The sequence below is a fragment of the Paenibacillus sp. S28 genome (assembly GCF_016624415.1).
Taxonomy (GTDB): domain Bacteria; phylum Bacillota; class Bacilli; order Paenibacillales; family Paenibacillaceae; genus Paenibacillus_AQ; species Paenibacillus_AQ favisporus.
In genome coordinates this window covers 25192-38601 of record NZ_JACVTM010000005.1, presented here as the reverse complement: position 1 = coordinate 38601, position 13410 = coordinate 25192, and the positions used below count along the sequence as shown (strand labels likewise).

Genomic DNA, 13410 nt, shown 5'->3' with positions numbered 1-13410 from the left:
CATGGAAAGAGGGAAGGAACGCTGCGCTGTGCCCTGCGCTCCTTCCCTCCGGACCTTCGTTATTTGCCGTTTTTATAATCGTCGATTTTTTTGTTGGCCATTTCCTGAATGCCTTTGAGCGATGCGTCCAACTCGCCGTTCTTGAGCCACAATGCCTCGAACTTGGAAGTAATATCCGTGCTCAATCCTGGGATGCCGGCCTCGAACGGCGTCAGGGAATAACCTACCTCACGGGCATCGAGGAACAGCTGGGCATGCTCCGGCAGATTGCCTTCCAGAACGACGTCATCCACACCTTGAACGGACGGAACGGCGTTACCTCCGCCTTGCAAACGGAACTTCTGGCCATCCGAGCTCAGGAATTCGGAATAGAAGGTGTAGGCGGCGTCTTTATGCTTCGATGCGCTGTTCATGACCAGGAATGCCGTCGGAATTCCGGCCGGTTCAATCTTGTTCCCGGTGTTCGTCGGCCAGGTCACGACATCGTACTCCAGGCTGGAGTTTTTCTTGAACAGCGGCAGATACCAGCGTCCGGCTCCGACGAATCCGACTTGGTTGGACATAAACATGGCGTCACCGCCCTGCCCCTTCGGCAGCGTACCGGCAAATGTAATATTTTTCTCCTTCACGTTATCGTACAGGAACTGGAACGCTTCCTTCGACTTTGGATCGTCGTAGCCGATGAACTTGCCATTGTCGTCGTAAACCTTGCCGCCGTTGGACGTTACCCAGCTGTAATAGCTGTTCCAGGAGTTATCAAGCACGTAACCGTACTTTTTCGAGTCGCGGATTTTCTCCACCATGCCTTTGAACGCGTCCCAGGTCCATTGACCTTTCGCCTGAAGGTCAGCCGGCATCTCCGTAATTCCCGCGTCGTTCAGCACTTTCTTGTTGTACCACAGCACCATCGGATTGCAGTCGACCGGCACACCGTAGATTTTGCCGTCGCGCTTGGCCGCGCCCCACAGCCCTTCGAAGTAGTCGTCCGGTTTGATTTTGCTGTCTGCCGCCGTCATTCTCGGCGTCATTTCCTCAATGCTCTTGTTCTCAATCAGTTTCACGACGAAGCCATCGCCGGCATAAAACACGTCAGGAGCGGTTCCTCCCGTCAGCTGTGTCAAAATTTTCTGGTCGTATTCCCCCGGAATCGGAATCAGCTCCGCCTCAATGTCCGGATGCCTCGAGTTGAAATCCTTCGTAAACTCCTGGAAGCGGGTCAGCTCTCCGGGATTGCCCCAGGTCGCCCATTTAATCTTGACCTTCTCCCCGCTGCCTTTGCCGTCCTCCGCCACCGCTCCCTGGTTATCGCTGCTGCCGCCACCCGATCCGCATGCCTGCAGCACAACCGACGCCAACAATACCACCGCTAGCAAGGACTTTCTGAGCTTCTTCATTTCTTTACTCCCCCATTCAAAAGAGTAGTCATCGGCTTAGCACCTTGGTGTGAAAACGCTTACGTGATTATTATAAAACGGCGCCCTTCGCCTTTTGAACGGCACATATTTCCGAAATCGTGTCATGTTTTCCTGTGTTTTTGGACACCTCACCTGCGCGGCATTCCCTGGAATTCCGCCGGCGTCAGTCCGACGACCTTTTTGAACTGCTTGCTGAAATGCTTGGTGTCATTGAAGCCGGACATCTCTGCGACCTCATATACCTTCAGCGTTGGATTTTGCAGAAGCTCCTTGGCCCGGTTCACCCGCAGCGTAATCAAGTAATCGATGAAATTATGTCCGGTGACCCGCTTGAACATTTCACTGAAGTAGTTGCGGCTGACGCACACCTTGTCGGCAACCTGCTGCAGAGAGATCGACTCTGTAAAATGCTCCGAAATATACTCGACCGCCTGCTGGACGATCCGTTGGTGCAGCGATTTATCCGGAGGAGGACAATCCGCAGGGAGGGGCAGCGGCATCACGGCAACCGCCGGATCTGCGCTGTTTTTTTCTTTGTACTGCTCCAGAATGCGGTGATCCTCCTTCTCCTTCTGCAGGCTGTGGCGCATTTCGTACAGCACCGTTTTCAACGATTCCGCACTCAGCATCGGCTTTAAAATATAGTCAAAGGCACCCAGCCGGATCCCCTCGCGGACGTACTCGAAGTCGCTGTGGCAGCTGAGCAGGAGCACCTTGACCCAAGGACAGATTTCCCTGGTCCTGCGCGCCAGCTCAAGCCCATCCATGACCGGCATGGCAATATCGGTAATCAGAATGTCGATCTCCTTGCTCTCGACCCATTTCATCGCCCGCTGGCCGTTGGAGGCTTCTCCCACCAGCTCGAATCCGTTGACTTCCCACTCAAAAGTAGACCGAATCCCCATTCTTGCGATGGCTTCATCATCAACCAACAGCACTTTGTACATCCTGATCCCCCTTTAAATTTGAAAAAGTAATCGTGACCTCCGTCCCCTGCATGAGCTCGCTGGTCACGTTGACCCCATATCCGCTGCCGTAATACAGCCGAATCGTTTGGTGCACATGGCGCAGCCCGATGTTGGTCATCCCCCGGTGATGATGGGCACGCTCGTCGGCGAAGATGTGGGCCAGCCGCTCTTCGCTCATACCTACGCCGTCGTCGGCGATGCTGACGATGATCTCCTCCCCTTCTTGGCGCGCGCGGATCTCAATCGTGCCCGGTTCGTCTTTGGGCGCGATACCGTGGAAGACCGCGTTCTCCACGATCGGCTGCAGCAGCATGCGTGGAATCGGAATTTGCTTCAGCTCATCGGGACAATCGATTAGCAGGGTCATGGCATTGTCATATCGGTACCCTTGAATGACCATGTATTTCTGCAGCAGGTCCAGCTCCTCGCCTAACTGGATAAAGACGCCGCTGCGCCCCATACTGACCTCAAGCAGCTGGACGAGCGAAGTGACGGCTTGGTCGACGTCGTTCGTACGGTTCAGCTTGGCCAGCCAGCGGATCGAATTCAGCGTGTTGTACAGAAAATGCGGATTAATCTGGTACCGAAGCGCCCGGATTTCGGCCTTCTTCTTCTCAGATTCCTCCTTGGCAATCCGCTCGATGAGCAGCTCGATCTGTTCGATCATCTTGTTGAAGCTGCGTCCCAGCTGGCCGATTTCGTTGCGTCCGACGCTGCGGCTGCGGATGGTCAGGTCGCCGGCTTCCCCTTTGCGCATCAAGCGGCTCAAGTTGACGAGCGGATTCCCGATTCTGCGCGTAACGTAGTAGCCCATGCCGATCGCCAGCACGATCGAGCAGAGGGTAATCAGCACCGTCAGATTGCGGATACTGGCCGAATCGGCTGTCATCTCCTCCAGCGGCACGACGCCGACGACACGCCAGTCGTTGTCGAGCAGCTCGGGAATCATCAGCGTGTTGCGCCGTCCTTCGCGCAGCTGCGTCTTCCGGGTCGGCAGCGGCAGCTTCGACGTTTGGCCGTACTCATCCGGGTCGGGATGGTAGAAATACTGATTCCGGTCGTTGACGATGTAGACGTATCCCGTATCGCCGAATTGAACGCGGTTCAGCTCATCGATCAGCACGTTCCCCATCACCTCGACAAACATGACGCCGATAATTTCGCCGGTCTCCCAGCTGCGGATGGCCCTGCCGAGACCGAACACCGGGAAGCCCATCCCGGTCTTTTTCAGGTATGAGGTTTCGGAGAGCCCAAACCATACGGTATTTCCGTTCGCCTTCAAAATGGCTTTGTACCAGTCGGAATCCCACTGATTCGGAATCGACATAAGCGAGTCTGCGCTGAGCACCGAGTTTTTGCCTTTGACATCAAAAATATAAATATCGAGAATTTCCGGTGAATTGATCATAATCGAGGTCAGCATATCTTTACCGTCCTTCACCTTGAGCGTCGTTTCATAGGCGTTGTCGCCCTGCCTTTGCTCCAAAATGTTGTGGACGATTTTGCTGTTTAATACCATCATCGAGGAGTCATCCAGTTTCTTAAAAAACATGTTCAGCTTGTCGCTGACCTGCACGATCGTTAGCGCGGCCACCTTGCTGACCTGCTGTTCAACGATCAAGGACGATTTGTGGTAGGACAAAAAACCTCCTATAAGGACAGGAAGAGTCATCCCGAAGAAAAAGAAGAGGAAGAGCTGCACGACAATCGAGTGTAGCGGGGGAAAGCGCGTGAGGAGCCAGGATCTCATATGCGAATCACCCTCTTTTTCCAAGTGTGAATTTCGTAATGTTATTGTATATACGAATGATTGCGCTTTCAAAGTCTTGTTGCATAAATTCCGAACAAAGCACGAAAGATCAGAAGAAAAGCCCTATCGACGTAAACTCATGATAGCTGAACCGCGTTTAGCGGCATCCTCAGACCAGGCATCTGCCCAGCCCGGGGATGGCCGAAGCGCCTTTATCGGAATTCGGCTGCCGTTCTACAACCTCAGATCGGCTAACGTTTCATACCAGCGGGTGAGCACGGCTTCGGGCTCCTTAAAGTCGACCTGTATGCCGGACCTAATGTCCGCATACGCGGCCACGTCCGCTCGGACGGATAAGATGTCCGCCTCAAAACGCTCTCGTGGATGCTTGGCTGCGGGAAGCACCGGCAGAAGTCTCAGCGCAAGCTTTACGTAATAAGCCTTGCCGGAGTAGATCAGAACGAGCGTCGCTTTTCCCGTACGGATCATGTTTCGGGTCGTGGCGGTTCCGTTCCACATGGCCAGCCGGACCTGCCCCCGGTCCAGGGCCACGATCTCGCCCACACTAATCATGGCCGTGTGCGGCCATCCCTCCTCCGTAACGGTCATCAGCATCATCGCCTCATGCTGTTTCGTGATCAGCTCCCTGCCGTCCAGCAGCTCGTACAGCTCGTCCGGAAGTTCCGCCGTCTCCATGTATTTCATTGACTGACATCTCCTTTCTTCCCTGTGGTTCCCCTATTGTACTCTATGAAACAAACGATGGCTGTATAAAAAGAAACACGTAATCTCAGCGATCCCGATGTTTTAGCCCCGCTTTCCTGTACAAAACAAAAAGCAGCCCGGCCAAACGAATTTGACCAAGCTGCTCTAATTTACGGCGAAATCCTTAGGGTAAGTACCCCAGCTCCACTTCCTGCAGAACGCTTCTTGCGCGCTGTACCCACTCGTCCTCCAGATGTGCGTCAGGATCGAGCGGTGCCTGAAACTGGTCGAATAAGGCGCCGAGCAGATGGGGCATGGCATGCTTGTCAGTTCCCGTGTTGTATACGTACTTGAATACGAAAGGGCGTCCCAGCTTAACGGTCGCCCGGCAGCCGCCGCATTCGCCGTCCAGGTTGCCTTTGGTTACATGAAAAGGGATCCGCAGCCACACCATTCTTTCCTGGTCAAGGCGCTTATCCAGATAGCCGTGCTTATAATCCCAGTTACCAGCCAGCGAAAAATCATGCTTGCATAGGTAGCTGTCAATATTGACGAATTCGTCTTCCACATTTTCGAGTCTGGACTCCAGATTGATCATTCCTGCATCCTCCTGTCGGTTTACCTTCAGGATGAGCAGGAATATCTTTCTTTATACTTCAGCGGCTGCCGTCCGGCGGGATTAGGCTGATTCGACCGCCTTAACCGATTCCGCCTTGACCAAAGTCACATAAATCCGCTCATTTTCGACCGGCTTGCCTTCAATGATTTTGATCAGCTGCTCGGATGCGAGCGAACCCCACTTTTTCTTGGAATAATCGATCGTCGCAAGCCTTGGGCGGATGTACTCGGACAGCTCGATATTATCGAAACCGATGATGTGGATGTCCTTGCCCATCTCCAAATCCGTTTCGGATATATAGTCATACATGCCGATCGCCATTTCATCATTCAGGCAAAAGACCGCCACCGGACCTTCGAATTCCGCAGCAATCTGTTTGCCGGCCCGCTCGCCGCCCGTGCGGTTAAAGTCACCGGGAATTTCAATACATTCCACGTCGCTGTTTCGTTCGACCGTTTGTCTGACCGCGGCCATACGCTGCTTCGAGTCGTAAGAGCCCTCGGGACCGGTAACCACGTAAATTTTCCGGTGTCCCAGGTCGATCAGATACTCCATCGCCAGGCTGGCCCCGGCTTTGTTATCAAGAAGAACGTGATTGATATTCGGATGCTTCAGCTCCCGGTCCAGCACCACCAGCCGGTGCCCAAGCTCGGCAAAGTTCAGCAGCTGCTCGTCCGAGAACGTGTGGTCGAGGATCAGCGCCCCATCAAACAGCTTCTCAGCCAGCAGCCGGTGCGACTGGGGGCCGCTGCATACTACCAGATCGTATCCTTTTTGAATCAGCGTGCCCTTCATTCCCTGAAGCAGATCTCCGTAGAAACCGCCGCTAAAATCCGGCAGAAAGGCCCCGATAATTTTCGACTCCTTTTTCTTCAGGCTTCGTGCCGCCGCATTGGGTACATAATTCAGTTCTTTGGCGATGGCCAAAATCCGGGCGCAGGTCTCATCCGTCACCTTCGAGCTTCCGTTCAGCGCGTAGGATACCGTTGATATGGATACGCCGGCTTTTTTGGCGATATCTTTAATACTGGCCACGGCTTCTCACTCCAATCGTTTGGCTTATCATTTCATTTTATCATTCTGTTTGAATCGTTTCGACACCGGTGCCTCGTTCCCCTGCACAACAGCGCATTCATACAGGCTACATTTCATTTCTACCAACGGCGCTTGACCTGTTCTTGAAAAATAAAAGGACCGCCCGGGCAGCGGATTTGCTGTCCCGGGCCGGTCCCTCATATATACCGCTTTGGAAAGGGGCAGGATGCCGATCGTGGGCAGTCCTCACCGCATGGACGGCAGCAGGTCCCTCTTTTGAGATGGATCCCTGCGCGTCCTTTTTCAAATTACTTCTTGGCGTTGTACTCGACCGTAACCTCAAGGCTTGCCTTGTTCCCTGCCAGGTCGGATGCTTCCAGCACAATCCGGTTTTTCCCGCTGGCCAAGGTCAGCTTATGATTGAACTTTCCATTCACGACTTTTATGGTAAAAGGCTTTCCGCCATTTAAGGAAACGCTGATCGTGGAATCCTGCAGAGCCTCGTTAACGCGGCCGGAGAGCACATAGTTCCGGTTGTTTTGCGGTTTGCCTTTGTCGTCAACCGTGATGACCGGTGCCGCCGTATCCGGGCTGCCGGCGATATCGCCAAGGACAATGCCGAGGCCGTTGGTCGCCAAATATACGCGGCCGTAAACCCTTGGATCCCCGGTGATCGCCGCGTTGGCCGAACCGAACTGGTGCTGGTCGTCATTGATGCGTGTCCACGTCTTGCCTGCGTCATCGGAGCGGTAAATGCCGTCCACATTGTTGATGGTGGCATGGGCATACAGCGCCATGTATTTCTGGCCGGGAGCGGCTTTGCCGAAACCGATGGCCGCTGCTTCCTGAATCTGTCCCAGCTTCGTAAACGTACGTCCCGAATCCGTGGAATGCCATAATCCAAAAAGGCTGTCCTGGTTCTTGTTATCCGCGGCAGCGGCCACCCAGATGTCCCCTTCCACGCCAGGTACGGCTTTGAAGTTACTTGTCAGGTTGGTCGGCAGGCCCGCGGCTGCCTTGACGAAGGAGGCTCCTCCGTCCTGGCTGACATAGAACGTGCCGTCCGCAATCGCGTAAAACTTATTCGGATTCACCCGGTCCGAGGCTACTCTCGCGCCGCTTGGAACCCCGGACGAGGCCGTCCACGTGGCGCCCAGGTCGCGCGAATAGCTCACCGGCTTCGGAGCGGCCGAGTTGGACGGGCTCCAGACGATGGAAGAGCCGTCTGCACCGACCGCGACATAGCCGCCTTGCGTGGCATCGTCGGAAGCCGACGCCCAGGCGTTGGCCGCCGGCTTCCATGTCTTGCCGTTATCCGTGGACACGCCCATCCTCGGGTTCGCCCCGTCGCTGTTGCCGACGTGGACGACGATGTCCGGGTTCAGTTCGGCATAGTCGATATCCGTGCTTGTCCCGATATACGGATTCGTAATCATGGACGGTGCCTTGGTCAAATCGTCGTGGCGGAAGCCTCCGATATCCCCCATGGCGCTCAGCAGATGGGCCCCGCTCGGCGGGCTGATCAAGCCGAGAATCGCCGTCTCTTCGATCCCGTCGGCCATGACGGAGATATTGACATTTTCTCCTTTGTCCAGGGCAGTCACGTTCTCCGACCCGTACAGCGTCGCGCCCGTACCGTACATGATCCGGTCCGGATTAAACGGATCGATCTCCAGGTCGCCGATCATCCAGCCGAGCTTCGGATTCTGCTCCGGCAGATTCTTTTTCTCGCCCCAATCCAGCCATGGTGACAGCGAATAGTCAATGGTGTAGTTGTTCGTCCTTACCGGGTCTTTGTCGTAATCCAGTGTCCAGAACGGCTTCCACGTTTTGCCGCCGTCCGTGCTGCGGTAGATGAATTCGTCCGGCCACCATTTGTTCATCGTAGCGACCATGATCGTATCCGGGTGCTGCGCATCGACGGCAAGGCCGCCGTACGGACTGTCCGTCGAACCTGCACCGGTCGGGCTGATATCGGCCCACTGTCCGGTTAACGTATCGTATTTCCACACCGAGCCTTCACCGCCGTTATACGGACCCACTTCCTTGGTGTAGGTCACGTAGAGGCTGCCGTTCTTCGAAAGCACGCCATGGTGCGGGAGGAACCCTTGATTAGGCTGCCCCGGTACGGGCTCCCAGGTTTGACCGCCGTCGGTGCTCCGATAGATGCTATGCTCGGTATCGGCGACTCCGACGTAAATCGTCTTGGTTGTTTTCCCTTTGCTTCCCGTTGACGGGTCAAACGTCACCCACACGACGCCGACCAGATCGTTGGTTGAGTCCTTCACGTTGCCGGCGGCGTTGAAGCTGTCGACTTTGCTCCAGGTGACTCCGTAATCAGTGCTGCGCCACAGCCCGTTGCCGCTGCGGGTACCCATGTAGAGGATACGGTTATTGTTCGGATCGATCGCCAGCCGCTCGCCCATCGACCTTCCCGGCATATTGCCCCCGAGTTTAAAAGGAAGCTCCGTGCGCTGCCACGTCTCCCCTTTATCCGTAGAGCGGAGCAGCACGCCGTTCATGTCGGTCCAGTCGTTGGTGTAGGTTCCGGCCGCCACATACAAACGGTTCGTTTCCACCGGATCCGTCGCCAGGGTGTCCACGCCGAGCATGTTCCATTCTTTTGCACTGACAAAATCCAGCAGCTGCTTCCAGGTCTTCGTGGCCGGGTCCCAGCGGTAGGCTCCTCCGATATCCGTCCGTGCGTAGATCAGATCCTTTTCGCTCGGGTTGTAGACAATCCCAGGAACAAAACCTCCGCCGACAACCTTGACCCGGTCCCAGCTGTACGTTTGGACAGGCGCCTTGGGTTCTTTACCATTGTTCTCCTTGTCAGCAGACACCGGGCCCACCGCACCGGCCAGCGGCAGCGCGATGGAAGCGGCGAGAACCAAGCTTAACGTCTTCTTGAACATCATTGCCCTCCTCAATCATAAAATGGATGGTTATTCGAAAGCGTTTTCGAAAAATGCGATGATGACTGACATGAGGATTTGCTGCAGCCGCAGCACTTTATGTAAGCGGTTACCTCGATGAGTAGATTTATTGTACAGGCAAAGAATCCCGCAAGAATACCCTAATAATTGGATGATTTTTCATATGGAAATTAGACATACGCAATAAAAACAGCCCCTGGAATCAATCATCCAGGAGCTGTGATTTGCGGGCCGATGATCGGCAAGTTAATGCCAATTCCGTTATCAGCCCTTTGTTTTGCTGGAGACGGTTGCCTTGGCTTCCGCCTTCTTCAGCAGTTTATAGTCACCGGAGTTGCCCGGCGTTCCCTGCGGCGAGTCCTTTAGCACTTGATAAATGCTGCCTTGATCGCTCACCAGCTGATTTTTGGCGTAACCCTTCGTGTCCTTCTCATCAAAAGCCGTTACGAACATAAAACCTGTTTCGGAAGAAAGCACGCTTTTGGAAGCCTGGTCCCCTTTCAACACGGACAGGACGTATACCAGGTAGCTGGCATTCTTATCCAGCTCCTGACCGTAAATATCTTTGTCGCCCGCCTGGAAAGCCGTCTCGTAAGAACCCTTGTTAGCCTTATCCACTTTCTTGAAGCTGTCCGGTACCTCCTTGGCGGATTTCGCCGTCATGAACGTAGTCGATCCAACCGGCACGGCGAACACCTTGTAATAATCGATGGTGCTTTCATCCGTCGCTTTCGCAAAGGTAACTTTGACCTCTTCATCCTTTAGCTCCGAAGCGGTGACGCGAGTCACCAGGGTCGGGTTGGACTGCAGTTTGATTTCATTGGAAGGTTTCGACAGGACGCTTCCTTTACCGGACGTGGTCATCATGGACAAGACCAGCACCTTATAAGATTTTCCGTTCTCAATCAGTTTATCGTCGATGTCTCTGGCATCCGGACTGAGCTTTTGTTTAAAGTTATTTCCCTTCAGGGCCTCCGTATAATTTCGGATCTCTGCTGCTGCTTCCGCCTTAAGTCCGTCTGCTTTATCGGCAGGCACGACCAAGACGCGGTATCCGTAAACATCGCTCTCATCCGCCGCTTTGGTAAAGGAAACCTCCAGGTCACTGCCGTTGTTGTTGTCCCCTACGTCCGACACGCTGACATCCGTTGCCGGACTTGCAGACTTCGTGGACAGTGTGATCGGCGCAGATGGTTCAGACAGCGCATTGGTACCGTTCGCTCCTACAGACAGAACGAACACCTTATAGCTGAGGCCATTTTTGATGGCATTATTATCGACGGACCGGTCTCCAGTATTCAGTACAACACTCAAATTAGAGCCAGTCGTGCTAACGGACGTGTAGAGCGAACCTGGCACTTTTTCAGCATCGGATAGATCAAAAAATTGTGCCTGAGATTCCTGTACAACGAGAATCCGGTAACCTTTAATGTTGCTTTCGTCCTTGGCACGATTGAAAGTCACTTGCAGATCGCGTCCATCGCCGTTATCGCCGATATCCGCCGCCTTCACATTCGTTGCCGGGTCGACCTTCACATTGCCCGATAGCGTGATGGATAGCGAATAAGAGGAGAGAGCGTTCGTTCCGGCGTAGCTGCCCGTTCCTACCGACAAAATAAATACCCGATAGGAGATGCCGTTCCGGATGGCGTCCCCATCCACATCCCGCGCTCCCGAAGCGAGAGCCTTGCTTACGTTGGCACCATTCGGCGTGACTGCCGTGTAGTTCGAGCTGCGCACCGCGCTGGCATCATTCAGGTCAAAACGTGCGGCATCCCCGTTTTTCACGACGAGAATCCGGTATTGGCCGATATATCTTTCGTCGTCGGCACGCTTAAAGTTCACAAGCAGATCCCGGCCGTCGCCGTAGTCCGAAACGTCGGATACGCTCACGTTGCTTGCCGGTCCTACGTAGCCGTTGGTTCCCAGCGTGATCGCCGGGGAATAGGAAGACAGCGCGTTGCTGCCGGAGTAGCCGCCGGAACCGATCGACAGAACGAACACCCGGTAGCTGGTGCCATTGCGGATATAGTCGCCGTCCACGTCCCTTGCTCCGGAAGACAGCACCTTCGTAATGTTATATCCGGTTTTGTCTACCGTCGTGTAATTCGAGCTGGACACCGAGTTCGCCCAGGACAGATTGAAGCTCCCTGCCTGGTTCGACTTCACGACCATGATCCGGTAGCCGGAAATGCGGCTCTCGTCGGATGCCCGGTTAAAAGTAACCCGCAGATCGCGGCCATCGCCGTAATCGCTAATGTCGCTGACATTCACATTGCTTGCCGCATCGACATTACCGTTGCCATAAAGCACGATGGAAGAAGACGCCGAGGACAGCGCATTGCTGCCGGAATAGCTTCCCGTTCCCACGGCCATGACAAACACGCGGTATACAACGCCGTTCGCGATCAGCGATCCGTCGACGTCACGCGCTCCGGAAGACAGCGCCTGGCTGATGTTATAACCGGTTTTGCCCACCTGCGTGTAATAAGCACTCGGAACATTGTTCGCTGCCGAGAGGCTAAAGCTGCCTGCCTTGCTGTCCTTCACGACGAAAATCCGGTAAGAACCGATGCGGGATTCGTCGGACACCTTGTTGAAGTTCACGCGCAGATCCCGGCCGTCGCCATAATTGCTGATGTCATCCACACGGGTAATGACCGGTGCGGATACCGCATTGGCCGCCAGTGTAATGGACGATGAAGCGGCGGACAGCTGCGACGTGTAGCTGCCGGTATTGCTGACGGACATCACAAAAACCGTGTAAGGAACCCCATTCCGGATCAGTTCGCCGGAGGTATCCCTTGCCGAAGAAGAAAGATTGCCGGACAAGGTCGTTCCAGCCTTGTTCACCACTGTGAAGTTTGAGGACGACACCTTGTTCGCAGCCGCCAAGTCAAAGCTGTTCTTATCCTTGGTTTTGACCACATAGATGCGGTAATTCGTAATATTGTTTTCGGTTTGGGCCTTGGTAAAGCTGACGGACAGGTCCCGGCCGTCCCCGTAGTCACTCGCATCGGATACTTTGAGGTTCGAAACCGCTCCAACGGATGGAAGGGTCGGAGCCTGAGACAGCGTGATTGTCTGGGATACACCGGACAGAGCGCTGTTTCCGCGTTTGCCCACGGTGAGAACAAATGCTGCATACGACTGACCCGACCGGAGCAAATCGCCGTTGACGTCGCGGGTCTGGGACGACAACGTAATCGACACGTCATCCCCATCCGGGCGGATCGAGGTGTAGCTGCTGGTCGAAAGTGCTTGGGCGAGATTGAAATTGTAAGCATTGCCCGATTTGACCATCAGCACCCGGTATTCGCTTACGCCGGACTCCGGCGAAACTTTCGGGAAGCTGACCTCCACATCGCGTCCGTCGCCGTTTTTAGAAATGACCCGGGCCGAAACATAGGCCACGGAATTAACCGGTCCGCCGGATGTCGTGATCGTTACCGTCTTGTTAGAAGCATTCCAGTCGACCTTTTCACCCAGCGCCTCGCTGACGAACCGGACAGGCACCATCGTGCTGCCCTTATAGATCTGGCCGGGTACATCCAGGGACAATGTCCGGTTGTTGACGATCGCAGATGTAGAGCCGATCTTCAGTACAATCGTCGTTTGATCCCGTTTCGCGGTGACGGTTTTCGTCTTCGCGTTCCAGTCGAGCGTGGCGTCGAGCGCCTCAAAAATGGCTCGCATCGGGAGCATGGCCCTGCCTTTCACCATAATGGGAGCCTGAGGGGAGTATAGCTTCTGGCCGTCAATATAAATCGAGATTTGACTGGCTGCGGCTTCTGCCTGCCCCTGATTGGCGCCGAGGGCGACCGAGAAGATCATCACGGCGGCCATAAGCGTTAACCAAATTTTTTTCACAAACGCGCCTCCTTTTGTTTTTCCTGATATAGAAATTATTGACTGTGTAATATCTGACGGAGGAAGACAGCAAAAAGTTATCTGCTCCGAAAAATAATTTTTTTAACGGAAT

At 54.5% G+C, this 13410-nt stretch carries 8 protein-coding genes; all 8 read right to left on the bottom strand.

What is annotated here, in order from left to right; genetic code table 11:
* Positions 1 to 59 precede the first annotated feature (59 nt).
* A complete protein-coding gene (locus IAE55_RS13885; RefSeq protein ID WP_105445226.1) occupies positions 60 to 1394 on the bottom strand; it encodes an ABC transporter substrate-binding protein in 1335 nt (444 codons plus the stop codon).
* 149 nt (positions 1395 to 1543) lie between these two features.
* On the bottom strand, positions 1544 to 2362 hold the full coding sequence (locus IAE55_RS13880; RefSeq protein ID WP_076173022.1) for a response regulator transcription factor: 819 nt from the start codon (positions 2360 to 2362) through the stop codon (positions 1544 to 1546).
* The gene (locus tag IAE55_RS13875) at positions 2340 to 4025 is read right to left on the bottom strand and encodes a sensor histidine kinase (RefSeq protein ID WP_325168640.1); all 1686 of its coding nucleotides are present in this window, start codon (positions 4023 to 4025) and stop codon (positions 2340 to 2342) included. The genes IAE55_RS13880 and IAE55_RS13875 overlap by 23 nt, the downstream gene beginning before the upstream one ends.
* Positions 4026 to 4367: 342 nt before the next feature.
* Positions 4368 to 4829, bottom strand: a complete 462-nt coding sequence (locus tag IAE55_RS13870) for a pyridoxamine 5'-phosphate oxidase family protein (protein WP_145949255.1) — start codon at positions 4827 to 4829, stop codon at positions 4368 to 4370.
* A 193-nt stretch (positions 4830 to 5022) separates the two neighbouring features.
* Positions 5023 to 5436: a YugN-like family protein gene (locus IAE55_RS13865; RefSeq protein WP_076173024.1), complete on the bottom strand. Its 414-nt coding sequence runs from the start codon at positions 5434 to 5436 to the stop codon at positions 5023 to 5025.
* Positions 5437 to 5517: 81 nt separating this feature from the next.
* Positions 5518 to 6492, bottom strand: a complete 975-nt coding sequence (locus IAE55_RS13860) for a LacI family DNA-binding transcriptional regulator (RefSeq protein WP_145949204.1) — start codon at positions 6490 to 6492, stop codon at positions 5518 to 5520.
* Positions 6493 to 6800: 308 nt separating this feature from the next.
* The gene (locus IAE55_RS13855; RefSeq protein ID WP_200633007.1) at positions 6801 to 9407 is read right to left on the bottom strand and encodes a xyloglucanase; all 2607 of its coding nucleotides are present in this window, start codon (positions 9405 to 9407) and stop codon (positions 6801 to 6803) included.
* A gap of 285 nt (positions 9408 to 9692) precedes the next feature.
* Positions 9693 to 13298: a stalk domain-containing protein gene (locus IAE55_RS13850; protein WP_200633005.1), complete on the bottom strand. Its 3606-nt coding sequence runs from the start codon at positions 13296 to 13298 to the stop codon at positions 9693 to 9695.
* Positions 13299 to 13410: the final 112 nt, after the last annotated feature.